Annotated in this window: 26 protein-coding genes; 7 read left to right on the plus strand and 19 right to left on the minus strand. The window is 71.9% G+C overall.

All coding sequences use genetic code 11. From position 1 onward, the window contains the following. The first annotated feature begins 60 nt into the window (after positions 1–60). Positions 61–1,143, plus strand: coding sequence for a 3-deoxy-7-phosphoheptulonate synthase (locus BT341_RS36470; protein ID WP_072480552.1), 1,083 nt, complete (start codon positions 61–63; stop codon positions 1,141–1,143). Positions 1,144–1,179: 36 nt separating this feature from the next. Here the strand turns inward: BT341_RS36470 and BT341_RS36475 are convergent, their stop codons facing one another. After that, positions 1,180–2,082 carry a DMT family transporter gene (locus BT341_RS36475; RefSeq protein ID WP_072480553.1) on the minus strand — a complete coding sequence of 301 codons (903 nt, stop codon included), beginning with the start codon at positions 2,080–2,082 and terminating at the stop codon, positions 1,180–1,182. Between the two features lie 109 nt (positions 2,083–2,191). On the opposite strand from BT341_RS36475, the gene BT341_RS36480 reads away from it, so the two are divergent. Continuing rightward, positions 2,192–2,653, plus strand: coding sequence for an Lrp/AsnC family transcriptional regulator (locus BT341_RS36480; protein ID WP_072480554.1), 462 nt, complete (start codon positions 2,192–2,194; stop codon positions 2,651–2,653). Positions 2,654–2,659: 6 nt separating this feature from the next. Here BT341_RS36480 and BT341_RS36485 read toward each other — a convergent pair whose 3' ends face one another. Both BT341_RS36485 and BT341_RS36490 read right to left on the minus strand, forming a co-directional pair. Then, positions 2,660–3,148, minus strand: coding sequence for a polyadenylate-specific 3'-exoribonuclease AS (locus tag BT341_RS36485; RefSeq protein ID WP_072480555.1), 489 nt, complete (start codon positions 3,146–3,148; stop codon positions 2,660–2,662). A 170-nt stretch (positions 3,149–3,318) separates the two neighbouring features. Then, positions 3,319–4,080, minus strand: coding sequence for a lysophospholipid acyltransferase family protein (locus BT341_RS36490; RefSeq protein WP_072480556.1), 762 nt, complete (start codon positions 4,078–4,080; stop codon positions 3,319–3,321). 210 nt (positions 4,081–4,290) lie between these two features. On the opposite strand from BT341_RS36490, the gene BT341_RS36495 reads away from it, so the two are divergent. The 3 genes from BT341_RS36495 to BT341_RS36505 are packed head-to-tail and all read left to right on the plus strand — an operon-like array spanning position 4,291 to position 6,717. Then, complete coding sequence (locus BT341_RS36495) at positions 4,291–5,058, plus strand: alpha/beta hydrolase (protein ID WP_072480557.1); 768 nt, start codon at positions 4,291–4,293, stop codon at positions 5,056–5,058. Then, complete coding sequence (locus tag BT341_RS36500; RefSeq protein WP_072480558.1) at positions 5,055–5,564, plus strand: hypothetical protein; 510 nt, start codon at positions 5,055–5,057, stop codon at positions 5,562–5,564. Before BT341_RS36495 ends, BT341_RS36500 begins: the two co-directional genes overlap by 4 nt. A 13-nt stretch (positions 5,565–5,577) precedes the next feature. Beyond that, a complete protein-coding gene (locus BT341_RS36505; RefSeq protein WP_072480559.1) occupies positions 5,578–6,717 on the plus strand; it encodes a glutamate--cysteine ligase in 1,140 nt (379 codons plus the stop codon). Here BT341_RS36505 and BT341_RS36510 read toward each other — a convergent pair. From BT341_RS36510 to BT341_RS36545, 8 genes are all read right to left on the minus strand, one after another. Beyond that, the gene (locus BT341_RS36510) at positions 6,714–7,556 is read right to left on the minus strand and encodes an NUDIX hydrolase (protein ID WP_072480560.1); all 843 of its coding nucleotides are present in this window, start codon (positions 7,554–7,556) and stop codon (positions 6,714–6,716) included. The two genes, BT341_RS36505 and BT341_RS36510, sit on opposite strands and share 4 nt — an antisense overlap. 106 nt (positions 7,557–7,662) lie before the next feature. After that, the gene (locus BT341_RS44915) at positions 7,663–7,851 is read right to left on the minus strand and encodes a hypothetical protein (RefSeq protein WP_143168763.1); all 189 of its coding nucleotides are present in this window, start codon (positions 7,849–7,851) and stop codon (positions 7,663–7,665) included. Between the two features lie 140 nt (positions 7,852–7,991). After that, positions 7,992–8,930 (minus strand): ROK family protein, encoded by a 939-nt coding sequence (locus BT341_RS36520; protein WP_072482374.1) that lies wholly within the window; start codon positions 8,928–8,930, stop codon positions 7,992–7,994. Positions 8,931–8,945: 15 nt separating this feature from the next. Continuing rightward, positions 8,946–9,347, minus strand: a complete 402-nt coding sequence (locus BT341_RS36525; protein ID WP_072480562.1) for a hypothetical protein — start codon at positions 9,345–9,347, stop codon at positions 8,946–8,948. Then, on the minus strand, positions 9,344–10,471 hold the full coding sequence (locus tag BT341_RS36530; protein WP_072480563.1) for an ArsA family ATPase: 1,128 nt from the start codon (positions 10,469–10,471) through the stop codon (positions 9,344–9,346). The genes BT341_RS36525 and BT341_RS36530 overlap by 4 nt, the downstream gene beginning before the upstream one ends. Positions 10,472–10,475: 4 nt before the next feature. Further along, on the minus strand, positions 10,476–10,913 hold the full coding sequence (locus BT341_RS36535) for an SRPBCC family protein (protein ID WP_072480564.1): 438 nt from the start codon (positions 10,911–10,913) through the stop codon (positions 10,476–10,478). Between the two features lie 27 nt (positions 10,914–10,940). Beyond that, a complete protein-coding gene (locus tag BT341_RS36540) occupies positions 10,941–11,735 on the minus strand; it encodes a metallophosphoesterase family protein (RefSeq protein WP_072480565.1) in 795 nt (264 codons plus the stop codon). A gap of 11 nt (positions 11,736–11,746) precedes the next feature. Beyond that, a complete protein-coding gene (locus tag BT341_RS36545) occupies positions 11,747–12,157 on the minus strand; it encodes a polyketide cyclase / dehydrase and lipid transport (protein WP_072480566.1) in 411 nt (136 codons plus the stop codon). 127 nt (positions 12,158–12,284) lie between these two features. Between BT341_RS36545 and BT341_RS36550 the strand changes: the two genes are divergently transcribed. Next, positions 12,285–14,081: an AMP-dependent synthetase/ligase gene (locus BT341_RS36550; protein ID WP_072480567.1), complete on the plus strand. Its 1,797-nt coding sequence runs from the start codon at positions 12,285–12,287 to the stop codon at positions 14,079–14,081. 6 nt (positions 14,082–14,087) lie between these two features. On the opposite strand, the gene BT341_RS36555 is transcribed toward BT341_RS36550, so the two are convergent. Genes BT341_RS36555 through BT341_RS36575 form a run of 5 tightly spaced genes read right to left on the minus strand, consistent with a single transcriptional unit; the run spans position 14,088 to position 18,928 of the window. Then, entirely contained in the window at positions 14,088–14,432 is a 345-nt protein-coding gene (locus BT341_RS36555) for an antibiotic biosynthesis monooxygenase family protein (protein ID WP_072480568.1), read from the minus strand. After that, positions 14,429–15,799 carry a GH1 family beta-glucosidase gene (locus BT341_RS36560; RefSeq protein ID WP_072480569.1) on the minus strand — a complete coding sequence of 457 codons (1,371 nt, stop codon included), beginning with the start codon at positions 15,797–15,799 and terminating at the stop codon, positions 14,429–14,431. Before BT341_RS36560 ends, BT341_RS36555 begins: the two co-directional genes overlap by 4 nt. A 17-nt stretch (positions 15,800–15,816) precedes the next feature. Beyond that, a complete protein-coding gene (locus BT341_RS36565; RefSeq protein ID WP_072480570.1) occupies positions 15,817–16,701 on the minus strand; it encodes a carbohydrate ABC transporter permease in 885 nt (294 codons plus the stop codon). Positions 16,702–16,709: 8 nt separating this feature from the next. Continuing rightward, positions 16,710–17,642 carry a carbohydrate ABC transporter permease gene (locus BT341_RS36570; RefSeq protein WP_072480571.1) on the minus strand — a complete coding sequence of 311 codons (933 nt, stop codon included), beginning with the start codon at positions 17,640–17,642 and terminating at the stop codon, positions 16,710–16,712. Next, positions 17,642–18,928 carry an ABC transporter substrate-binding protein gene (locus BT341_RS36575; protein WP_072480572.1) on the minus strand — a complete coding sequence of 429 codons (1,287 nt, stop codon included), beginning with the start codon at positions 18,926–18,928 and terminating at the stop codon, positions 17,642–17,644. Before BT341_RS36575 ends, BT341_RS36570 begins: the two co-directional genes overlap by 1 nt. A 189-nt stretch (positions 18,929–19,117) precedes the next feature. On the opposite strand from BT341_RS36575, the gene BT341_RS36580 reads away from it, so the two are divergent. Then, a complete protein-coding gene (locus BT341_RS36580) occupies positions 19,118–20,161 on the plus strand; it encodes a LacI family DNA-binding transcriptional regulator (protein ID WP_072480573.1) in 1,044 nt (347 codons plus the stop codon). 209 nt (positions 20,162–20,370) lie between these two features. Here BT341_RS36580 and BT341_RS36585 read toward each other — a convergent pair whose 3' ends face one another. The 3 genes from BT341_RS36585 to BT341_RS36595 form a co-directional block, all read right to left on the minus strand. Continuing rightward, positions 20,371–21,480, minus strand: a complete 1,110-nt coding sequence (locus BT341_RS36585) for an FAD-dependent oxidoreductase (RefSeq protein ID WP_072480574.1) — start codon at positions 21,478–21,480, stop codon at positions 20,371–20,373. A 67-nt stretch (positions 21,481–21,547) separates the two neighbouring features. Further along, entirely contained in the window at positions 21,548–22,507 is a 960-nt protein-coding gene (locus BT341_RS36590; protein ID WP_072480575.1) for a ferritin-like domain-containing protein, read from the minus strand. 116 nt (positions 22,508–22,623) lie between these two features. Then, complete coding sequence (locus BT341_RS36595; RefSeq protein ID WP_072480576.1) at positions 22,624–23,865, minus strand: aspartate aminotransferase type Ic; 1,242 nt, start codon at positions 23,863–23,865, stop codon at positions 22,624–22,626. Positions 23,866–23,927 lie beyond the last annotated feature (62 nt).

The following is a 23,927-nucleotide window of genomic DNA, read 5'->3' on the forward strand; positions in this document are numbered from 1 at the left end:
CGAAACCGGCTCGGCGAACCTCCCGCGGGTCGGTGTCCACCAGGAAGGACCACCCCCGCGATGACGCTCTCCGCCGGACCCGCCGCCATCGGTGACCTCGACGCCGCGCGCACCACGTCGATCAGCCCGCTCATTTCGCCCGCGCTGCTGCGCGAAGACCATCCGGTCGACGCCGCCGTCGCCAAGGTCGTGCGGCAGGGCCGCGCCGAGACGGTCGACATCCTCGACGGCCGGGACGACCGGCTGCTCGTGGTCGTCGGCCCGTGCTCGGTGCACGACCCGGAAGCCGCGCTCGACTACGCCCGCCGGCTCGCCGCCAAGGCCGACGAGCTGCGCGACGACCTGCACGTCGTGATGCGCGTGTACTTCGAGAAGCCGCGCACCACGCTGGGTTGGAAGGGCCTGATCAACGACCCGGACCTCGACGGCACGTTCGCCGTCAACAAGGGCCTGCGGCTGGCGCGCAAGCTGCTGCTCGACGTGTCCGCGCTGGGCCTGCCGGTCGGCTGCGAGTTCCTCGACCCGATCACGCCGCAGTTCATCGCCGACATCGTCACGTGGGGCTCGATCGGGGCGCGGACGGCGGCCAGCCAGGTGCACCGGCAGCTGTGCAGCGCGCTGTCGATGCCGGTCGGGATCAAGAACTCGACCGAGGGCGACGTCCAGGTGGCGGTCGACGCGACCCGCGCGGCCGCGGCGAGCCACGTGTTCCCCGGCATCAACACCGACGGGCTGGCGGCACTGCTGACGACGTCCGGCAACCCCGACTGCCACGTGATCCTGCGCGGCCACAACAGCGGCCCGAACTACGACGCGGCGACGGTCGCGGACACCCTCTCGCGGCTGGCCAAGTCGGGCCTGCCGGAGCGGGTGATCATCGACGCGAGCCACGGCAACAGCGGCAAGGACCACGTCCGGCAGGCGGCGGTCGTGCGCGAGCTGGCCACGCGGATCGGCGACGGCGAGCGCGGGATCACCGGGCTGATGCTGGAGAGCTTCCTCGCGGCCGGGCGGCAGGACCTCGAGCTGGGCCACCCGGAGCGGCTGACCTACGGGCAGTCGATCACGGACGCGTGCCTGGCCTGGGACGACACGGCGCCGCTGCTGGACGAGCTGGCCGCGGCGGTGCGGGCGCGCCGCTGAGAGGTCCCCGGCCTGGGGGGTCCCCCGGTTTTCACGTTACCGGGGGCCCCCGACAGTTTCCGGCGTCTTCTTCCGGTGGCCGCCCAGCGAAACGCCCGCGATGACGACCGCGCCGCCGAGCAGCTTCGGGACGGTCAGGGCCTCGCCCGCCAGCAGCACGGCCCAGCCGAGGCCGGCCACCGGGACGACGTTGAGCAGGTTGACCGCGACGCTCGGTTCGAGGCGGCGCAGGCCGAAGTTGTACAGCAGGAACGCCGCCACCGAGCAGAACACCGCCAGGAACGCGATCCGCAGCAGGTCCCCTTCCGCGGGCACGCGCCAGCGGTCCACTTCGGACAGTGCGAGCGGGACGAACCCGGCCGCGCCGGCCAGCGTCTGGTAGTAGGTGACGACGATCGGCGACGCGCCCGACCCGTCGCGCCGCGCGACGACGTTGTAGGCCGCCCACACGACGCCGCCCGCGACGAGGACCAGGTCGCCCAGCAGGTGGTGGCCGCCCGGCTGGTCCCGGACGACCAGCCAGACCCCGGCGACGGCCACCAGCATGCCGGTCAGCCGGACCGGCGAGTACGCGGTGCGGCCGGACAGCACCAGCGTGATGATCGGGTAGGACGCGACGATCAGCGTCGCGTCGGACGCGGTGGCCAGTTCGACGCCCGCGTTCTCCAGCGCGAAGTACGCCGTGATCCCGAGCAGGCCGGCGAACCTGATGAACAGCCGTTGCCGCGGCGACGGCAGCCGCCGGTCCCGCCCGGCGTGCACGACGACGCCGAGCACGAGGGCGGCGACCGCGAACCGCAGCGCGCCGAGCGTCATCGGCGGGACGTCGGCCAGCGCCACCTTCGTCACCGCGAACGAGCTGCTCCAGATGAGGGCCGCGGCGAGCACGGCGGCCACGGGAAGACGGCGGTCGGCGGCCGTGACGGACTCGGTGATCATGGCTCGACCGTAGATACCGAACCGAAGGAAACCGGGTAAGACCGTGCTAGATTCGGCTTGAAGCGCAAAATCTCGAACAATGCTCGTTCCGGAGGAGGGTGAGGTTCCGGTGGACGAACTTGATGCAGCCCTGCTGACGCTGCTGCAGGAGGACGCCAAGCAGACCAACAAGGAGCTCGCGCGCCGCCTGCACATCGCGCAGTCGACGTGTCTCGAGCGGGTGCGGGACCTGAGCAGGCGCGGGATCGTGCGCGGGCACCACGCCGAGGTCGACCTGAAGAAGATCGGCCGTCCGGTGCAGGCGATGGTCGCGGTGCGGCTGCGGCCGCCGGACCGCGCGGTGATCGAGTCGTTCCGCGCGTTCGTGGAGGCTCTGCCCGAGGTGCTGTCGGTGTTCGTGATGTCCGGCAGCGACGACTTCCTGCTGCACATCGCGGTGGCCGACAACGACCACCTGAGCGGCTTCGTCCTCGACCGGCTGACGCAGCGGAAGGAGATCGTCGACGTCCGGACGTCGGTGATCTTCAACCACTTCCGCCGGACGGTCGTGACGCCGGGCGAGCCGGCCTGAGGCGTCCTACCGGCTGTGGAAGTGTTCCTCGATGACTTCCCAGCGGGCCAGGTTGTGCCGGGCGTCGGCGAGGGCGTCGTGCTGGTCGGTGGGGGCCGCCGGGAGCTTCGGCTTGCCCGCGTCCTCCCAGCGCTGGCGCAGGTCGCGGGTGAACCGGGGCAGCTGCCGCGGCAGGGCAGGCATCGGGCCCCACAGCTGGGCCAGGGCGACGTGGTCGTACGCCGCGAACCAGGCCCACAGCTCGATGCCGCCGGGTGGCTTGCCGAAGAACTCCAGCAGGTCGGTGCGGATCTTCTCGCGGCTGCGCCACGCCGGGTCGGCCGGGGAGGGGAGCTTGTCCAGGACGTTGTCGCGGACCCACGGCCCGGCCTTCGCGGGGTCGAACTCGGTGGAAACCGCGTAGAACTCGCGGCCGCGCTCGTCGACGACACCGATGGAAACCAGATCGATCGTCACGCCGTCTTCGATGAACTCGGTGTCGTAGAAAAACCGCACTTCAGAAAACTACCAGCGGCGCGAAGCGCCTCCGTTGAGGGTGGTGGCGGGGAGGACGGCGGAGCTACCAGCGGCGCGAAGCGCCTCCGTCGAGGGTGGTGGCGGGGAGGACGGCGGAGCTACCAGCGGCGCGAAGCGCCTCCGTTGAGGGTGGTGGTGACGATGGTGCGTCAGCCGACCTTGGACTCCGGCACCCGGGCCGCGTCGCGGGCCGCGGGCTGGGCGGGGACCTTCGGCTTCACGCCGGCCGCCTCGGCCGCGAGCAGTTCCTTCGCCTTCGCCGCGTAGATGTCGACGTACTCCTGGCCGGACAGCTCCATCAGCGCGTACATGATCTCGTCCGTGATGGACCGCTCGATGAAGCGGTCACCCGCGAGGCCTTCGTACCGCGAGAAGTCCAGTGGCTTGCCGAAGCGGACCTCGAGGCGGCGGGGCCACCACATCTTCGACCCGATCGGGTTGACCTTGTCCGTGCCGATCATCGCCACCGGGATCACGACGCCGCCGGATTCCAGGGCGATCCGGGCGACGCCCGTCTTGCCCTTGTACAGGCGGCCGTCCGGGGAGCGCGTGCCCTCCGGGTAGATGCCCAGCAGGTGACCGTCCTTCACCAGGCGGATCGCCGTGTCGAGGGCGGCCTGGGCGGCGTTGCCGCCGGAGCGGTCGATCGGGAACTGCCCGACGCCGGTGAAGAACCACTTCTTGAGCTTGCCCTTGAAGCCGGGCTCGGTGAAGTACTCCGACTTCGCCGGGAAGGTCACCTTGCGCTTGACGCGCAGCGGCATGAAGAACGAGTCCGCGACCGCGAGGTGGTTGCCCGCGAGGATGGCGCCGCCGGTCTCGGGGATGTTCTCCGCGCCGACGACCTTGGTCGGCCACAGCGTCTTGAGCAGCGGTCCGAGGAACACCCACTTCATGAGCCAGTACAGCACCGGTGCCTCAGTCCTCCATCGCAGCCCAACCCCTGTCACCCGCGTCGACCAGACTACGAAGCCCGGTGGCCGCCGCACAACGGAGACCACCCGGTTACCACCCGGCAGCGATCGATCTCACAGGGAATTCCCGCGACGGGCGGACCCCCACAACGCCCGCGCGGCGTGAGAGCATGGACGGACTGCACCGCTGACACGGAAGGCGATCGCATGGGCGTGCTCGCCGGCGCGGAACCGTTCGGCCACACCGGTTCGGCCGAAACCGGGTTCCTGCTCTGCCACGGGTTCACCGGTACCCCGGCGAGCATGCGGGCCTGGGGTGACCACCTGGCCGCGGCCGGGTTCACGGTGCGCTGCCCGCTGCTGCCCGGCCACGGCACCCGCTGGCAGGACCTCAACCGCACGACGTGGGAGGACTGGTACGGCGCCGTCCGCGAGGCCCTGCTCGCGCTGCTGGCCACCTGCCGGACCGTGTTCGTCGGCGGCCTGTCGATGGGCGGCACGCTCACCCTGCGCCTGGCCGAGGAGTTCGGTGCCCGGATCGCCGGGATCGTCCTGGTCAACCCGTCGGTGACACGGCTGAAGTGGGACACGCGGCTGCTGCCGGTGCTGGGCCGGATCGTGCCGTCGGTGCCGGCGATCGCGAACGACATCAAGAAGCCGGGCGAGACGGAGCTGGCCTACCCGCGCACGCCGGTACGGGCGGCGGCGAGCCTGGCGAAGCTGTGGGCGGTCGTGCGCGCCGACCTGCACAAGGTGACGCAGCCGGTGCTGCTGCTGCACTCGTCGGTGGACCACGTCGTCGAGCCGGTGAACTCGCAGCTGGTGCTGCGGGGCGTGGCCAGCACCGACGTCACCGAGGTGGTGCTGGAGAACAGCTACCACGTGGCGACGCAGGACAACGACGCCGAGGTGATCTTCACCCGCAGCGTCGAGTTCGCGAAGGCGCACGCCGCACAGCCGGAGGAGACCGCATGAGCCGGGGGAAGGACGGGCCGGAGGACGTCGACGCGACGTTCGCCGAGATCGTCGCCGACCTGCGCGCCGACGGGTTCGGGCTGCCCGAAGAGGACACCGCGGACACCGCCGGCACCGCGCTCGGCACGGAGCCCGGGACGCGCAAGACACCGGACCGGCCCGCCGAGCCGCCGTCCGCGGACCCCACGCCGGAGCCCGGGTGGCGCTCCGGCGGCACGTCGTGGGACACGACGATGTTCTCCGACGACCCCGCGGGCGACGACGAGCACTACGTCCCGCCGGAGCCGCCGCCGCTGCCGCGGCCGAAGATGGGCGCGTTCCTCATCCTGCTGCTGTTCCTGGCCGGGCTGTTCCTGCTGATCCTGCCCGGGGCGATCGGCGTGGGCCCGACGGTGGCGACGCCGCTGGGCATCCTCGCGCTGGCGACGTCGATCGCGCTGCTGCTGCTGCGCGTGCGGCAGGGGCCGCCGCCGGGCGCCGACCCCAGCAACGGCGCCCAGGTCTGACCCGCCGACGGCGATGCACATCGAGTTCAGCCCTTCGCGGCGATCGACCGTCGGCGCGGAATGGGAGCTCGGCCTCGTCGACCGGCGCAGCGGCGAGCTGTCGTCGGTGGCCGAGCGGATCCTCGAGGCGGTGCGCCCGGACGGCGCGGCCGAGCACCCGAAGATCAAGCAGGAGCTGCTGCTCAACACCGTCGAGATCATCACCGGCGTCTGCGACACGATCGCCGAGGTCAAGGCGGACCTGAACACCTCGCTCGACGTCGTGCACGGCGTCGCGGACCCGCTCGGCGTCGAGATGTTCTCCGCCGGGACGCACCCGTTCTCGAACTGGTACCAGCAGAAGGTCACCGACAAGGAGCGCTACGCGAAGCTGATCGACCGGACCCAGTGGTGGGGACGGCAGATGCTGATCTACGGCGTGCACGTCCACGTCGGGATCGACCACCGTGACAAGGTGCTGCCGATCCTGGACGCGCTGCTCAACTACGCCCCGCACCTGCAGGCGCTTTCGGCGTCTTCGCCGTACTGGGGCGCCGAAGACACCGGGTACGCGTCGAACCGGGCGCTGATGTTCCAGCAGCTGCCGACGGCCGGGCTGCCGTTCCAGTTCCGGAAGTGGGCCGAGCTGGAAAGCTACGTCGAGGACATGTTCACCACCGGCGTGATCGACCACTTCTCGGAGATCCGCTGGGACATCCGGCCCGCGCCCCATCTGGGCACGATCGAGATGCGCGTCTGCGACGGGCTGCCGACGTTGCAGGAGGTCGGCGCGATCGCGGCGCTCACCCAGTGTCTGGTCGACGACTTCAGCGAGCGCCTGGACGACGGCGAGATCCTGCCGACGCTGCCGCCGTGGCACGTCCAGGAGAACAAGTGGCGCGCGGCCCGCTACGGCACGGACGCGATCGTCATCCTCGACGCGGCGGGGCGCGAGCGGCTGGTGACCGATGACGTCGTCGATCTGCTGGACCGGCTGGAGCCGGTGGCGCGGCGCCTAGACTGCGTGGCCGAACTGCGCGACGTCGAGACGATCCTGCGGCACGGGCCGAGCTACCGGCGGCAGCGGGCGGTCGCGGAACGGCACAAGGGCAGCCTCAAGGCCGTGATGGCGTCGCTGGTCGCGGAGATGCGGGACGGGGTCGTGCGGGACTAGAGCTCGTCGAGCTGGCTGCGGAGCGTGCCGGGGCCGAGGATCGACGCGCCGAGGGCCTCGACGCGCCGTCGCAGCTCGCGGTCGGCGGTCGCCACCAGGACCTTGGCTTGCTGCCGGGCGACGACCTCGACGATCTTCGAGTCGCCGTCGGTGTCCGCGGCGACGACCTCGACACCGGGGACGCCGGTGACGTGCTTGGCCTGGCCTTCGACGACCAGGACGACCCGCGGCCACCAGGTCACCGCGGCGTCGTCCGGGTCCGGCACGCCGGCTTCGGCGAGCTTCGCGAGCTGGTCGCGGAGGCGTTCGGCGGCACCGTGCCGGTCGCGCCACCAGCCGTCCGGCCGCGAGCCGACGACGTTGGCGGCGTCGACGACCAGCACCAGCTCCTGCCCGGCACGGTCACGCAGGGCGGGCCAGGCGGCGGCGAAGTCGTGGTGCAGCCGGTAGCCGGGCACGTCGTCGGGGTCCACCCAGCGCACCTCCGCACTTTCGGTGTTGGCGACCCGCGCCTCGGCCCCGTCGGCGAGGGCGAGCACGGTGGTGTAGCTCCACTCACCATGATCCACCACGGAGGCGGCGACCGCCCGGAAGGCGTCGGCGGGCACGGAGGCCTCTTCGAAGGCTTCGCGGGCGGCGGCGCTCCTGGCGGTCTCGCCGGCCTCGATGGCGCCACCGGGCAGCGCCCAGGTCCGGCCGTGGTGCACCCACCAGGCGCGGCGCTGCAGGAGGACACCGCGAGCGGGATCGACGAGCAGCAGGCCGGCGGCACCGTAGCGGCCCCAGTGCAGGTGCCCGCAGGAGCAGCGGACGAAGACACTCGCGGAGGGCCGGCTCACCCGACCAGCGTGGCACACTTCCCACCACCACGGTCGTGAGTGGGAAACCGGGTTAGAACACTGTTTCTCACTCACGACCAGCTGTGGCAGGCCCGGAACCGGCGCGTCAGCCGCGCGGCGTTCGGCGGTCTTGGCGATCCCGGCGGCCTCGGCGGCTGCCGAGGAACGCCGCCAGGAAGATGCCCACCGTGCAGCCGCCGAGCAGGATGCCGGCCATCACCGGAGCCGGGACCAGCGGCTCGACCAGGAAGTGCCCGACGATGGTCCAGCCCGCGAGGGCAACGGAACCGGCCACCGCTCGCCACCTCGTGTTCCGCGCCCCCTGCTCCCAGACGATCCCGGCTACCGCCACGGCAACGCCACCCAATCCGATCAACAGGTTCATCCCCCGCACCCCGAGCATGGAGATACCCGGTTCACGGCCGGGTGACACGGTCAGACCGGCGCTTTCGCCGCCTCCAGGGCCAGGGCCGCCGCGCCGACGATGGCCGTGTCGTCGCCCAGGTGGGCCGTCCTGATCCGCGCCAGCGGGCGGTGCCTCGCCCCCGTGATCGCGCCCGCGTAGTGCTCTCGGGCTTCGTCCAGGAACAGCGGTGCCGACTCCGACACGCCTCCGCCGATCACGATGATCTCCGGGTCGAACACGTCCGCCACCAGGGCCAGGCCCTCGCCCAGCCACTTCGCCAGCTCCGCCATCGCCAGCTGGGCGATCGGGTCGCCGTCGCGGGCCGCGCCGGCCACCCGGCGGCCCGTCACCGAGCCCGGGTCGCCCGCCACCTGCTGGGCCAGCACCGTCGAGCGGCCCGGGTGCCGGGCCAGCAGCTCCACCGCCGTCGCCGCCAGCGCCGTTCCGCTGCAGTACCGCTCCCAGCAGCCGTACTTGCCGCACGGGCACGGGCGGCCGCCGCGGACCACCGTCAGGTGGCCCAGCTCCGGGGCGACGCCGTACGCGCCCCGGTACAGCTTGCCGTCCAGCAGCAGGCCCGCGCCGATGCCCGTGCCCAGCGCCACCAGCGCCGCCACCTGGGCGCCGCGGGCCGCGCCGAAGCGGTGCTCGCCCACGATCGCCGAATTCACGTCGTGCTCCAGCAGCACCGGCAGGCCGACGCGCTTCTCGATCCGGTCCGCGACCGCGGCGCCGCGCCAGGCCAGGTGCGGCGCGAACATCACCGACCGGCGGTCGCGGGCCACGAAGCCCGCCACCGCCAGGCCGACGCCCGCCACTTCGTGCCGGTTGCGCAGGTCCTCGACCACGCCCGCGATGGCGTCCTCGAGGGCACCTTCCTCGCTCGGTGTCGCGACGCGAGCCGTGTCGAGCAGGGAGCCGCGCTCGTCCACCACGCCGGCCCGGACACTCGTCCCGCCGACGTCCACCCCGATCGTCCGCACTCAGCTCTCCCACTCGTCGCGCCGGCGGACGGTGATGTGCTGGACCCGCGGCGCCGTTCGCGGGTCCGCGGGCCGCGGCGCCGGCCGGAACCCGGGCATGTGCACGCCCGCCTCCGGCTCCCAGCGGTCGGCCAGCACCGCGCGCAGCAGGGCGACCAGCTGAGCCAGCTGCTCGGCCAGCCGCGCGACCAGCTCGGGGCGCTCACCTCGCACAACGGCGACGATCGCACACAGCGGACACCAGCCGCACGCCGAACCGTCCGCTTTCGCCTCGTCCGGCGTGCCGTGCCCGGCCGCGAGCACACCCTCCAGCCAGGGCGCCGCCTTCTCGACGACCAGCTCGGCGAGCAGGCGGATCTCCTCCGCCAGCCGCGGCCCGGCCGTGTCCTCCGCTTCGCTCACCCGCGTCCCCGGTTCCCGGCCAGGTGCACCACCAGGCCGTCGGCGTCGGATTCCGCGCCGGTGATCCGGCACGGCCGCAGCGACTCCGGCAGCGCGATGAGCCTGCGGAAGCCGTCCACGGTGATCGCCAGGTCGTCGTCGACGCGGGCGAGGTCGACCTCGGTGTCCCGCGCGAGCGGGATCGTGACGCGCAGCGTGTACCCGTCCGGGGCCGGGCGCACGCGCAGCAACGGGGTGACGGGCCGCCCGTCGCCCGCCAGCGGGTCGCCGCCGTGGTAGAGCTCGCCGGCGATCTCCAGCAGCGCGGGCAGGCCGACCGGCTCGACGGCCCGGTGCTCCACGCGCACGAGCGGCGCGACCCCGGCCGCGGTGAGCTCGGCCAGCACGGCGTCCTGCTGCTCGCGGCGCGTGCGCAGCCACGAAGCGGCGCCGCCGCGCCAGATGCCGGGAACGGGCATCAGCCGGTTGGCGATCAGGCCGTCGACGGCGATGCCGCGCAGGGCCAGCGAGCTGAGCGTGCGCCGCGCCTCGGCGACGACCACCCGCTCGGGCGTCAGCACCAGCCGGACCGTGGTCACCGACGGCTCGGTCAGCAGCGCGCGCAGGCCGTCGAGGTGGGCGCCGAGCCGGCGGACGGGCTCGGTGACGCGCCGGCCGAACACGCGGGTCAGGTAGCCGGAAACGGCTTCGGGCAGGGCGAGCAGCCGCAGCGTCTCGGCCGTCGGCCCGCAGTCGACGACCACGGTCTCCCACGGCCCGTCCTCGGCCAGCCGGCGGACCTCGGTCAGGGCAAGCAGCTCGTCGACGCCGGGCAGGACGGTCAGCTCTTCGGCGTCGAGGGTGTCCAGGCCCGCGCCGGCCAGCGCGGCCTGCAGCTCGGCGCGCAGCCGGTCCCAGGTGGCGTCCACCAGCGTCCGCGAGTCGATCTGCACGCCCGAGAGCAGCGTGTCCACTTCGGACGGCTCGGCGCCGAGCGGGCGGCCGAAGGCGTCGCCGAGCGAGTGCGCCGGGTCGGTGGACACGACGAGGGTCTTCCTGCCACGGGCGGCGAGGGCGGCGCCGGTGGCCGCGGCCAGCGTGGTCTTCCCGACACCCCCTTTGCCGGTGAACAGCAGGATCCGCACGCGGCTACCCCTCGGCCCGCTTCTTGAGCTCCTTCAGCGCGGTGTCCATGACCATCTTCTCGGCCTTGCGGCGCAGCAGGCCGATCATCGGCAGCGCCAGCTCGACCGAGAGCGTGTAGGTGACCCGGGTCCGGCCGCCGCCGAGGTCCTCCAGCGCGTAGCGGCCGTTCTGCGCCTTCTGCATCTGGCCCTTGACGAGGTGCCAGCTGACGCCGAGGCCGTCGTCGTCCCAGTCGTAGGAGAGGGTGTAGACGTCCTTGATCGGGCCCGCGTCGAGGGTGAGCTTGACCTGCTTGGCCCGCCCGTCACCGTCGGTGTCGAGGACCTCGGCCTGCCGGACGGCCTTGGCCCATTCCGGGTACGCGGGGAAGTCGGCGATCACGGCCATCACCCGGCTGGGCTCGGCGTCGACCTCGATGGACTGTGTGGACTGCTCGGCCATGGGTCGAAGCGTAGCCGCCGCGCTTGGTCACCAGCGCAGCACGTAGGGCTGCCCGGTCTCCTTGAAGTGCCCCACGTTGCGGCACTCGGTCAGGCCGACCCGGGCGCGCGGCGCGAGTGGCTGGTGCACGTGCCCGAACACCGACCAGCGCGGCCGCTGGGCGTGGATCAGCTCCAGCAGCGCCGCCGAGCCGATCTCGCTGCGGCGGGCCACGACGTCGTAGACCAGCTCCGGCACGGCGGGCGGGGCGTGCGTGCAGAGGACGTCGACCGCGGTCAGCGCGGCGACGCTCGCGTCGTAGTCCGCGCGATCCCGCAGGTAGGGCCGCCACGCGGCGCCCTTGCGGCGGCGCGGGACGACGCCGTCGGGCAGCAGCGCGCCGCCGACGAACCCGAACCGCAGGCCGCCGATCTCGGCCACCTCGCCGTCGAGCACCCGGATGCCCTCGCCGGCGAACTCGGGCCACAGGTCCGGCGTGTCGACGTTGCCCGGCGTGGCGTAGGTGGGCGCGGTCATCGCCGCGAACAACGACGCGTACTGGGTGCGGACGGCCTCGTCGACCGCGCCGGCCGGGTCGTCGAGACCCGCCCAGAGGGTGCGGGAGTAGGCAACGGTTTCGTCACGGCTGCCCTCCCGGCGCAGCCGCGCGAACTCGCCGACCTTCTCCGCGCCGAACAGGGCGCCCATGATGCCCTTGTCGTGCTCGCGGTAGTCGACGAAGTCGATCAGGTCGCCGAGCACGACCAGGGCGTCGGCCCCGTCCCCGGCGCGCTTCAGCGCGTCGGCGTTGCCGTGCACGTCCGAGACGACGTGTACCCGCACCCCTGGTCCCTTCAGCCCTCGCCCCGCGGAGGAACGCCGGGCTCGCGCCCGTCCTCCAGGATCTCCTTGAGCCCGAGTGCGATCGCCTTCGCCGCGCGGGCCCGCCGGTCGAACTCCCGGCGCAGCTCCCGCGGCGCCGGCACCCGCGGTGCCCCGGCCGCGTCGGCGGGCGTCGCCCGCAGGAAGTAGTGCAGCAGGGTGCCGTCGAGCACCGGCTCGAGCCAGACCTCCATCGTACCGACGAGCGCGCCGGTGACGGTCCAGCGCAGGCCTTTGTCGCCGCGGTCGGTGTAGACCTGGAGGACCAGGTCGGGCCAGTACCGCGGCCACGATGCGGGATCGGCGAAGGCGGCGGCCACGGTGGACGGCGGGACCGCGAGGAACGTCTCGTCGACGACGTCGATGGCGGGCGGTGCGTTCACGTGCGAAGAATGTCACGCCCTCGCCGTGCACCGGCGATCAGCATGGTCTTAAGGTGCTCACCACGCTAAGTTGACTGGCGGGTAACAGCGGTGTCGCCCACCGCACGCGTTGAACACGGAGGTCCACGTGCGCGAATACAGCGCTCCCGCCGGGAAGCCGGTGGCCGACGACGAGAACATGTCCGATGTCGTCTGGGCGAACGCCGAGCGGTTCTCGGACGTGGTGAGCTTCCGCCGCCAGGTGGACGGCACCTGGCTGGACGTGACCGCCAAGGAGTTCGCGGCCGAGGTGCTGGCCGTGGCGAAGGGCCTGGCGAAGTCCGGCATCGGCCGCGGCGACCGCGTGGGCCTGATGTCGAAGACCCGCTACGAGTGGACGCTGATCGACTTCGCGATCTGGGCCGCCGGTGCGGTGACCGTGCCGATCTACGACACCTCCTCCCCCGAGCAGGTGGCCTGGATCCTCTCCGACTCGGCCGCGAAGGCCGTGTTCGTCGAGACGACCGGGCACGCGAAGGCCGTCGACGAGGTCCGCGACCGGCTTCCGGAGCTGGCGAACACGTGGCAGATCGAAGGCGACGCCCCGGCCGTCGAGACGCTCGCCGCGCTCGGCGCGGAGCTGTCCGACGACGAGCTGCACGAGCGCCGCCGCGAGGTGACCGCGGACGACCTCGCCACCATCGTCTACACCTCGGGCACCACCGGCCGTCCCAAGGGCGTCGAGCTGACCCACCGCAACCTGCTGGCCGAGATCCGCGCCGACATCGAGGCGTTCCCGCAGCTGATGGAGCAGGGCAACTCGCTGCTGTGCTTCCTGCCGCTGGCGCACGTGCTGGCCCGCGCGATCGCCGTCACCGCGCTGACCGCCCGCGTCACGCTCGGGCACACCCCGGACGTCAAGAACCTGGTCGCCGACCTGGGCACGTTCCGGCCGACGTTCGTGGTCGCGGTGCCGCGCGTGTTCGAGAAGGTCTACAACTCGGCGAAGCAGAAGGCGCACAGCGAGGGCAAGGGCAAGATCTTCGACGCCGCCGAGGCCGTGGCCGTCGCCTACAGCGAGGCGCAGGACTCCGGCGGCGCCGGGCTCGGCCTGAAGCTGAAGCACCTGGCGTTCGACAAGCTCGTCTACGGCAAGCTGCGCGCGGCCCTCGGCGGCCGCTGCGTCGCGGCCGTGTCCGGTGGCGCCCCGCTGGGCGCGCGGCTGGCGCACTTCTTCCGCGGCATCGGCGTCCCGGTGTTCGAGGGCTACGGCCTGACCGAGACGTCCGCGGCGGCGAACGTCAACACCCAGACGGCGTTCCGCGTCGGCACGGTCGGCAAGCCGGTCAACGGCACGTCCGTCCGCATCGCCGACGACGGCGAGGTGCTCCTCAAGGGCGACGTCGTGTTCCGCGCGTACTACAACAACCCGCAGGCGACGGCGGAAGCGCTCACCGACGGCTGGTTCCACACCGGCGACCTGGGCGAGCTGGACGACGACGGGTTCCTCAAGATCACCGGCCGCAAGAAGGAGATCATCGTGACGGCGGGCGGCAAGAACGTCGCCCCGTCCGGCCTCGAGGACACGATCAAGGCGGCCCCGCTGATCAGCCAGGCCATGGTGGTCGGCGACCAGCGCCCGTTCATCGCGGCGCTGGTGACGGTGGACGAGGAGTACTTCCCGTCGTGGAAGTCCCAGCACGGCAAGCCCGCGTCGGCGACGGTGGCCGAGCTGGCCTCGGACCCGGACCTGCTCGCCGAGATCCAGGCGGCGGTGGACGAGGCGAACAAGTCGGTGTCCAAGGCCGAGGCGATCAAGAAGTTCACGGTGCTGGCCCACGACTTCACCGAAGCCGGCGGCGAGATCACGCCCAGCCTGAAGCTGAAGCGCAACGTCGTCTCGAAGAACTACGCGGACGCCATCGAAAGCCTGTACCGGAAGTAGCGGGGTTCACGGCCGGGTGAAGCCGGTGCTCCGCTCGACCTTCGCCACGTGCAGCGTGTAGCGCTCGTACCACTCGGCGCGGCCGCGCCGCTGGGCCGCCCGGTGTTCGGCGTCGGTCCGCCACTGCGCGAGCGCCTCGGCGTCGCGGAAGTAGCCGACGGTGATGCCGAGCCCGCCGGGTGTCTGGGCGTGGTCCATGCCCAGGTACCCGGGGACCTGCTTGACCAGCTCTTCCATCCGGGCGTTCGTCTCGCCGTAACCGCTCTGCTCCGAGGTGCGGACGGTGGTGAAGACCGCCACGTAGTACGGGGGTTCGAAGGGCCCCACCGGCGCCTGCGGATCATCGATCATGGCACCACCGTAGTGCGCTGGGCGGCGACGAAGTCGCGGTACCAGCGGTAGCTCGCCCGCGGCGTGCGCTCCTGGGTCGCGTAGTCGACGTGGACCAGGCCGAACCGGTGCCGGTAGCCGTGCGCCCACTCGAAGTTGTCCAGCAGGGACCAGCAGAAGTAGCCGCGCAGGTCGACCCCCGCCGCCGCGGCCGTGCGGGCCGCCTCGATGTGCTCGTTCAGGAACGTGATGCGCTCGTAGTCGGCGAAGTCGCTTCGGTCGGCGTACACGCACCCGTTCTCCGTGACGTACATCGGCGGCAGTCCCGGGTACCGGTTGTGCAGGCCCACCAACGCTTCCGTCAGGCCCTCCGGCTCGACCGGCCAGCCCATGCCCGTGCGCGGGACGTCCGGCAGCCGGGACGTGTCCACCCCGATGTCGGCCGCCGTGCGGCGGGCCGGGTCCGGCTCGCGGTGCGGGGCGTCCGCGACGTGCAGCCGGTAGTAGTAGTTCACGCCCAGGTAGTCCAGCGGCACGCCGATCGTTTCGAGGTCGCCGTCGCGGCGGAACGAGAAGTCGGAGACGCCGTCGAACATCGCCGTCAGGCCCGGTGCGTACCGGCCGCCGAAGAGCGGGTCGGTGAACTGGCGGCGCAGCAGCGTGTCCTGCCGGGCCGCCGCCGCGGCGTCCGCGGCCGACGACGACACCGGGACCGCCGGCGACTGGTTGAGCACGATGCCGAACTGGTGCTGCGGCGTGGCCTGCGCACGCATCGCCCGGACCGCCAGCCCGTGACCCAGCAGCAGGTGGTGGGCGGCGGCGAGGGCGCCGTGCCCCTCCCGCGCACCCGGCGCGTGCCGTCCCTCGCCGTAGCCGGCGACCGCGCAGGGGTACGGCTCGTTCAACGTCGTCCAGTGGTCGACGACGTCGCCGAGCTCCTCGTGCACCAGGGCGGCGTACTCGGCGAACCGGGACGCCGTGTCCCGGGACCGCCAGCCGCCTTCGTCCTCCAGCGCCTGCGGCAGGTCCCAGTGGTACAGGGTCAGGAACGGCTCGATCTGCCGCTCCCGCAGCGCTTCCACCAGCCGCCGGTAGAAGCCGAGGCCCCGGCGCTCGGCGCGGCGGCCGTCCGGCTGGATCCGCGGCCACGACACCGAGAACCGGTAGGCGTCGACGCCGAGGTCGGACAGCAGGGCCAGGTCGGCGCGCCAGCGGTGGTAGTGGTCGGCCGCCGGTTCGCCGGTGTCGCCGCCGGCCACCGCGCCGGGCCGCGCCGCGAAGGTGTCCCAGATGGACGGTCCGCGGCCGCCGGCCGTGGTCGCGCCCTCGATCTGGAACGCCGACGTGGCGACGCCCCAGCGGAAGCCGGGCGGGAAACTGGTGGTCACGATGAGCTCCGGGAGGGTCAGCCCTTGAGCGCGCCCTGCATGATGCCGCCGACGATCTGGCGGCCGAACAGCAGGAACACGAGAAGGACGGGGACGGTGCCGATGGTCGCGGCGGTGAGCACGAGCGTGTAGTCGGTGGTGTAGCCACTGGCCAGTGTGGACAGTGCGGTTTGGACGGTCGGGTTCTCCGGCACCAGCACCACCAGCGGCCAGAAGAAGTCGTTCCACGCCTGCATGAACGTGAACAGGCCGAGCACGGCCGCGGCCGGGCGGGCGGCGGGCAGGGCCACGTGCCAGAACAGCCGCAGCGAGCCGCAGCCGTCCATCCGCCCCGCTTCCAGCAGCTCCAGCGGCAGCGCGCGCTCGAAGTACTGCCGCATGAAGAACACGCCGAACGCGGTGACCAGGCCGGGCACGATCACCGCCTGCAGCTGCCCGGCCCACCCGAAGTCGGCCATCATCATGTACAGCGGCACGACACCCAGCTCGGTCGGGATCGCCTGGGTGGCGACCACGACGAGCAGCAGCAGCGTCCGTCCGCGGAAGCGCATCTTGGCGAAGGCGAACCCGGCCAGCGTCGAGAACAGCACCACCGACACGGTGATGGTGCCCGCGACGATCAGCGAGTTCCCCAGCGCGAGCGCGAAATCCGTCTCGTCGAAGACGCGGGCGATGTTCTCGAACAGGTGCCCGCCCGGCACGAGGACCGGCGGCACGCTGCCCACGGCCTCCGTCGTCTGCGAGGAGACGACGAACGACCAGTACACGGGGAACGCCGAGCCGGCCAGGATCGCGATCAGCGCGGCGTAGGTCCACGGGCTCGTGGCCCGCTTCCCCATGCGCCGGAGCCGGCCGGGTGACGCGGCCGGCGCCGGCGCGGCCGGGGTCAGCACGGTGGTCATGTCGCTCCTCAGTCCGTTTGGATGCGCCGGGTCACCAGGTACGACAGGCCCGCGACGAGCATCGTGGCCACGGCCAGGATCAGCGCGATCGCCGAGCTGTAGCCGAAGTCGTACTTGGTGAAGCCCTGCTCGTAGAGGTAGAGCGCGGCGGTCTGGAACTGCCGGTCCGACCCGCCCGTGGCGGCCGCGGTGCCGGGGTTGAACAGCAGCGGCTCGGCGAGCAGCCGCATGTTCCCGGTCGTCGCGATCACCGTCGAGAAGATGATCTGCGGCCGCAGCAGCGGCACGGTGATCCGCCAGAACTGCTGCCATCCCTTCGCGCCGTCGAGAGTGGCGGCTTCGTACATGCTCGACGGGATGGCCTGCATCGACGCCAGGAAGATCAGCGCGTGGTAGCCGGTCCAGCGCCACACCACCATCGCGGCGATGGCGGTGTGCGAGCTGGCCGTGCCGGCCTGCCAGTCGACCTGGCCGGCCCCGAACCAGCTCAGCACCCAGTTCACCAGGCCGAAGTCCCGGCCGAACAGCTGCGCGAAGATGATCGTCACCGCCGCCACCGAGGTGATGTTCGGCAGGATCATGCCCATCCGGAACAGCGTCCGGCCGCGCAGCCTGCGGTTGAGCAGGTGCGCGATGCCGAGCGCGAACAGGATCTGCGGGATCGTGGTCAGCAGCCACAGGCTGACCGTGTTCCCCATCGCGTTCCAGAAGTACGGGTCGTGGAACAGCAGCCGGTCGTAGTTGCCGAGGCCGACGAACGTCGCGCCGTCGGCGTCGAGCAGGTTCCGCTTCTGCAGCGACACGAACGCCGTGTACAGCAGCGGGAAGAGGCCGAAGACGCCGAAGATGAGGAAGTACGGGCTGATGAAGCCGAACGGCGACAGCTTGACGTCCCACTTGTGCCGCCGGTCGGCCCAGCTCAGCGTTTTCGCCGCAGCCATCAGCTCTGCAGCTTCGCGACGTCACCGACCAGCTGCTGCCACGCCGCCCCGCCGTCCTGCTTGCCCTGCTCGACGCGCTGCATGGCGTTGCCGAACTCCGTCTGGACGTCGCCGGCCTTCGGGCCCTGGTACTGCGGGTTCAGCTTCTTCGCCGCTTCGGTGAACAGCTTGCCGACGGGCGCGTTGTTGAAGAAGGGGTTGGTGTAGCCGGTGATCTTCGGGTCGTCGTACAGCGACGGCGTCGACGGGAGCAGGCCCTGGCTGGTGAAGACCTTCGCCTGCTGCTCGGGCGCGGTCAGCCACGCGGCGAGCTCGGCGGCTTCCTTCGTGTGCTTGCCCTGCTTCGGCACGGTCAGGTACGAGCCGCCCCAGTTGCCGCCCCCGCCGGGCACGGTCGCGACGTCCCACTTGCCCGCGGTGTCCGGCGCCTGGTCCTTGATCTTCGTCATCATCCAGGCCGGGCAGGTGACCGTGGCGAACTGGCCCTGCGTGAAGCCGGTGTTCCAGGTCGGCGTGCTGTAGAGCAGGCCGGCACTCAGCTTCGCGTTGACGGCGTCGACCACGAGGTCCCAGCCCTGGCGCAGGGCCGGATTGCTGTCGACGACCAGCTTGTCGCTCTGGTCGTAGTAGCCGACCGGGGCCTGGCCGAAGATCGCGTTGAGCACGGTCGGGCCGCCGTCGATGAACTTGACGCCGCCCGGGGCGTGGCTCTGGAAGCGCTTGCCCGTGTCGAAGAACGCCTGCCAGGTCGGCCAGAGCGCGGCGACGGCGTCGCGGTCGGCGGGCAGGCCGGCCGCCTGGAACAGGTCGCGGCGGTAGCAGATCGCCAGGCCGCCGACGTCGGTGCCGTAGCCGATCTGCTGGCCGCCCTTGGCCAGTGACGCCGACCACTTCCAGCTCAGCCAGCGGTCCTTGAGTTTGTCGCCGCCGACGGTGTTGAGGTCGACGAACTTGTCCGGTGTCGCCTTGAACTGGGCGACGTAACCGGTGTCGATCGCCTCGATGTCCGCAGCGCCGCCGCCGGTGGCCAGGTGCGCGGCGAGGTTCTTGTGGTGGTCGGAGTAGGACGCGGTCCGCTCGGTGATCTCGATGCCGGGATGGGCGGCCTGGTACTCCTTGATCAGGTCGGTGTAGCCGAAGTTGCCGAAGAGGCCGAGGCTGAGCTTGATCTTGCCGCCGCCGGCGTCACCGCCCCCGCAGGCGGTCAACGCGGTGACCGCGGCCAGACCGGCGCACACCGCGCCGGCGATCAGGCGGATCCGGCGGGTTGTCGTTTTCGGGCGCATGAGATCTCCGTTGTTCTGCGGGCGCACGGGAGCACCTCGGCCGGGACCGGCCGGGCGGGAAAACGTGGCCCCTATGAGAGCGCTCCCAACCATTGTTCGTCAAGTAACGAAACAATAACGCGTTTTGGCATTTCCGCAGTCGGAGATCATGTGCTAGAGATGTAACCGGTTACAACACAGGAGGTCAGCATGGTCACCGCCCGCGAAGTCGCACAGCTCTGCGGGGTCTCCGTCGCCACCGTGTCGCGGGTGTTCAACCGCCCGGCCACGGTCAGCGCCCCGACGCGCGAACGCGTCGAGCGCGTGGCGCGGGAGCTCGACTTTTCGCCGAACGAGTCGGCCCGCGCGTTGTCGCGGCAGCAGTCGGCGATGATCGGGCTCGTCTGGGACACCGACCACCGGCGGCCCGGCTGGCGCCACCCGTTCCTGCAGGACCTGTTGCTGGGCCTCAAGTCCGCGTTGAGCTCGCACGGCTACCACCTGCTGCTGCTCGCCACGAGCGACGACGCCCGCAACCGCACGCCGGGGGTGTCGCTGGCCGACCCGATCGCGTACGTCGGCATGACGCGCCGCCACCACCTGGCCGGGCTCGTGCTGATCGACAGCGGGTCGGACGCCGAGGCGTTCGGCGCGTTCGCCCAGTCCGGGCTGCCGTGCGTGGCGCTCGACGTGGCCGTTTCGGGCGCGAAGGCGACGTACGTGACGTCGGACAACGCGGCGGGCGCGGCCGAAGCCGTCCGGCACCTCGCCACGCTCGGGCACCAGCGGATCGCGACGCTGACCGGCCCGCGCGGCAACTCCCCCGCCGCCGCCCGCACCGAGGGCTACCTGCGCGGGCTGGCGGAAGCGGGCCTGCCCGTCCGCGACGACTACCTGGTCACCGGCGACTTCTACCGCGAAAGCGGGTTCGTGGGGATGCGGCGGCTGCTGGCGCGCAAGGACCCGCCGACGGCGGTGTTCGCGGCGAGCGACGAAATGGCGATCGGCGCCCTGCTCGCCGCCCGCGCGGCCGGCCTGCGCGTCCCGGCGGACCTGGCCGTGGTCGGCTTCGACGACATCGAGGTGGCGGCCCTGGTGGACCCGGCGCTGACGACGGTGGCCCAGGACAAGCCGGGCTTCGGCACAGCGGCGGCCGGAGCACTGCTGGCCATGATCGAGAACGGGGCGGCACCCGAGCCGGTCCTGCTGCCGACCCGCCTGGTCGTCCGCGACTCCTGCGGCTCCCGATCGTGAGCGGCCGCCGGAACGCCGTCGCCGGGCACACCGACCACGGATGCGGCAAGCCCGCACCGGGCCGCCCTGCGCCGGCCGAACCGGAAGGGGCAGCGGCAGCCGCGCGACGAGCACCGGCGGCCAGCGGTGTTCCTTGCGGGCAGGCGCACCGACATGTCGTCACCGAGGCCGAACGTCCGGCTGGCCCGGTCCGAGATCGGGCGGGTCGCTCACGGCGCCGTGACCTCGGCGGCCCAGTCGATGTGGTGCGAGTAGAGCCAGTCGCGCTCTTCGCCGACGTCCTGGCCCGCGCTCGCCGCCACCAGCTTCTCGACCCGCTCGCGCCGCAGCCCCTCGTACGCGGCGAAAGCCGACGGTGGGTCCGGCAGGTCGCGCAGGCACTGCGCGAGGATCACGCTGTCCTCCAAGGCCATCGACGCGCCTTGCCCGGCGGCCGGGGACGCGGCGTGCGCGGCGTCACCGGCCAGCACCATCTCGGGCGTCGACCAGACGCGCGTCTCGGGCACGTCGTACGCGTGGCCGCCGAACACCTCCTCGCCTGTCGCCGCGATGATTTCCGCGCACGGCAACGGTTCCCCGGCGAACGCCGCGTGCGCGAACTCGCGCCAGCCTGCCGGCGTGACCGCCGCGATCTCGGCGCGGGGCCGCTCGGCGTCCGGGATGCGGGCGAACCAGAACGTCGCCCCGCCGGGGTCGGTGGTGAAGCCGAACGCGGCCTTGCTGCCGCGCACCATCCGGTAGATCCCGGGCGCCGCGGGCAAGCCGGGTGCGCGCGTGTAACCGTAGACGACGGTCAGGCCGGTGTAGCGGGGTTCGGCCGCGGCCGGGTCGATCAGCTTCCGGACCACCGACCGCAGCCCGTCGGCACCGACGAGAACTTCACCCGATTCGGTGGACCCGTCGGCGAATTCGGCCGTGATGCCGTCCGGCCCGGGCTGCGCACCCACCAGCCGGCGGCCGCGCACGAGCGGGACTCCGCGGCGCGCGGCCTCCTCCTGCAGGACGCGGTAGAGCGTCGCGCGCGTGAGAGTGCGCGGCCCGTCGAGGCCTTCGGTGTCGAACTCGCGCCGTCCGGCGGTCTCCCCGCTCGGCGCGACCAGCTCGACGCCGTACGCGGCGAAGGACGCGTCGACCACCGGCCGGTCGGCGCCGATCGCGCGCAGGGCGTCCATGCCGTTGTGCATGATCGTGAGGAACGCGCCGATGTCGTCGCCGCCCGCCGGACAAGCCTCGAACACGACCGGGTCGTGTCCCGCGAGCTTCAGGGCCATCGCCGTGACCGTGCCGGAAATCCCGCCGCCCGCGATCAAGACCCGCACCGCACTCCCCCTCGTGAACCCCGCGTGCCGCCGTCCCCGACGTTACCGTGACGGCGGCACGCGCCGCTCACTCCTTGGCGCCACTGGCGGCGATGTCGCCGTTGAGGCCACGGGGGAAGAAGCCACCCGAGCTGACCTTGTCCGGGTTGAGGTAGGCGATGTTGAGCACGCGGTCGGCCGAGCGCCCGAACGCGATGCCGTTGGCGTCGGCCGGCACGAGGTTCGCCTTGCCGTCCTTGAGCACGCCCTCGTCGTCGTCCGCCTTGCCGTCCAGGCTGTCGCGGGCGTCGGACATCTTGTTCGTGATGTCGCCGAGGCCGCGCTCGAACAGCTGGGACCGCACGATGCCCGCGTGGTAGGCCTCGACCGCGAGGATGCCCGCCGCCGCGTCGAGGAACGTCTTGTTGTTGACCAGCGGCGCCGCGCCCTTGTAGGCCGACACGCCGACGTCCTCGAACAGGTACGCGGCGAGCAGGAAGTTGTTCTCGCTGGCGAACGGGTCGAACGTCTGGCCCTGCTTGATCACGCCCGCGGCCTGCATGGCGGCGGTGAAGCTGTTCTGGAAGTCGATCTCCGGCTGCGCCACGGCCGCCTTGTCGAGCGCCTTGCGCAGGAAGTTCACGTGCGCGACCTCGTCGCCGGCGATCTCCTGCGCGATCTGCTTGACGTGCTCGCTCTTGAACTTCACCGCGTGGCCGCCGGAGACCTTGCCGAGGTTGCCGACGCCGTTGACGTACTTCTCGTTCAGCCCGTAGCCGTAGACGGCGAACGAGTACAGGTTCGCCTCGAGGTATTCCAGGTTGAGCGCGAAGTTCAGCACGGCGGCGTCGCTGGCGGCCGCGTTCTGCTGCGGGTACTGCGACGTCGCGCCGGCCGAGCCGAGGCCCATCGACAGCGCGCCGCCGAGCACCCCGGCGCCCGCGACGCCGAGCCCCGCCGCTCCCGCAGCCTTGAGGAAGCGGCGGCGGTCGGTCGCGTTCTCCGCGCTGCGCTCGATCAGCTGCCGTGTGTAGCGTTTTCCGAACACCGGGGGACGTCCTCTCGTGACGAGTTCGTCCACCTCACCCACCGGTGATACGTACCCGGACGGCCCCCGGCTCGGTCAAATCGGGAAAAAGTTCCTCCCGATTCCGTTTCCGCAGGTCAGCCGCACTGCGCGGCGGCGAGCCGGACGCAGACGGCCAGCGCGCGCACGGCCTCTTCGACGTCGGCGAGCTCCGGGAACGTCGGCGCGATGCGGATGACCGCGTCAGCCGGGTCGGTGCCGTGCGGGTGGGTCGCCCCGGCGGGGGTCAGCGCGACGCCGGCCTCCTTCGCCAGCCGCACGACCTCCTTCGCGGTGCCCTCGGGCACGGTCAGCGACACGAAGTACCCGCCGGTCGGCTTGGTCCACGACGCGAGGTCCGACAGCTCCTCGGTGAGGATGCGGTCGACGGCGGCGAACTTGGGGCCGATGATCTCGGCGTGCTTGCGCATGTGGGCGCGGACGCCGGCCTCGTCCTTGAGGAAGAGGGCGTGGCGCAGCTGGTTGACCTTGTCCGGGCCGATGGTCCGCTTGCCGACCAGGCCGGTCCACCAGGCGATGTTGGCCTCGGACGCGCCGAAGAAGCCCACGCCGGCGCCGGCGAAGGTGATCTTGGAGGTCGAGCCGAACACGAACACGCGGTCGGCGTTGCCCGCCTCGGTGGCCAGGGCGAGCAGGTCGGCCAGCTCCGGCTCGTCGTCGGTCAGGTGGTGCACGGCGTAGGCGTTGTCCCAGAAGATCCGGAAGTCCGGCGCCGCGGTGGTCATGGTGGCGAGCCGCCGCACGACGTCGTCGCTGAACGTGATGCCGGTGGGGTTGCTGTACTTCGGCACGCACCAGATGCCCTTGACGGCCGGGTCCTCGGCGACCAGCGTCTCGACGGCGTCCATGTCGGGGCCCCCGGGCGTCATCGCGACCGGGACCAGCTCGATGCCGAAGCGCTCGGTGAGCGCGAAGTGGCGGTCGTAGCCCGGGACCGGGGCGAGGAACTTCACCTGCGGCTCGTCGGCCCAGCGGCGCTCGGCGCCGGGGAGCTTCGACAGCAGCGCCTGCGCGACGGCGTCGTGCATCAGCTCGAGGCTGGAGTTGCCCGCGGCCAGCAGCTGCTCGACCGGGACCTGGAGCGCGCCGGCGAAGATGCGGCGCAGCTCGGGCAGCCCCTTGAGCCCGCCGTAGTTGCGCACGTCGGTGCCGTCCTCGGCCTTGAAGTTGCCGTCGCCGGGGAGGTCGAGCAGGCCGTTCGCCAGATCGAGCTGCTTCGGGGAAGGCTTGCCGCGGGTGATGTCGAGGGAGAGGCCGCGGTCGACCAGGGCCGCGTAGTCGCGGCGGGCCGAGTCGACGTCGACGGAAGCAGTGGTCATGGCCCAACGCTAACCCCGGCGTCGACACCATTTCGGGGCGGGTCCTGGCTAGGGTGGCCGGT

The organism is Amycolatopsis australiensis, assembly GCF_900119165.1.
Lineage (GTDB): Bacteria > Actinomycetota > Actinomycetes > Mycobacteriales > Pseudonocardiaceae > Amycolatopsis > Amycolatopsis australiensis.

Bases quoted from the DNA above. Each gene is read 5' to 3' on its own strand.
- BT341_RS36535 (WP_072480564.1), bottom strand. From the start codon at position 10,913: ATGGCCGAGCAGTCCACACAGTCCATCGAGGTCGACGCCGAGCCCAGC.
- BT341_RS36500 (WP_072480558.1), top strand. From the start codon at position 5,055: ATGAGCCGGGGGAAGGACGGGCCGGAGGACGTCGACGCGACGTTCGCC.
- BT341_RS36595 (WP_072480576.1), bottom strand. From the start codon at position 23,865: ATGACCACTGCTTCCGTCGACGTCGACTCGGCCCGCCGCGACTACGCG.
- BT341_RS36570 (WP_072480571.1), bottom strand. From the start codon at position 17,642: ATGGCTGCGGCGAAAACGCTGAGCTGGGCCGACCGGCGGCACAAGTGG.
- BT341_RS36475 (WP_072480553.1), bottom strand. From the start codon at position 2,082: ATGATCACCGAGTCCGTCACGGCCGCCGACCGCCGTCTTCCCGTGGCC.
- BT341_RS36565 (WP_072480570.1), bottom strand. From the start codon at position 16,701: ATGACCACCGTGCTGACCCCGGCCGCGCCGGCGCCGGCCGCGTCACCC.
- BT341_RS36495 (WP_072480557.1), top strand. From the start codon at position 4,291: ATGGGCGTGCTCGCCGGCGCGGAACCGTTCGGCCACACCGGTTCGGCC.
- BT341_RS36555 (WP_072480568.1), bottom strand. From the start codon at position 14,432: ATGATCGATGATCCGCAGGCGCCGGTGGGGCCCTTCGAACCCCCGTAC.
- BT341_RS36575 (WP_072480572.1), bottom strand. From the start codon at position 18,928: ATGCGCCCGAAAACGACAACCCGCCGGATCCGCCTGATCGCCGGCGCG.
- BT341_RS36470 (WP_072480552.1), top strand. From the start codon at position 61: ATGACGCTCTCCGCCGGACCCGCCGCCATCGGTGACCTCGACGCCGCG.
- BT341_RS36580 (WP_072480573.1), top strand. From the start codon at position 19,118: ATGGTCACCGCCCGCGAAGTCGCACAGCTCTGCGGGGTCTCCGTCGCC.
- BT341_RS36505 (WP_072480559.1), top strand. From the start codon at position 5,578: ATGCACATCGAGTTCAGCCCTTCGCGGCGATCGACCGTCGGCGCGGAA.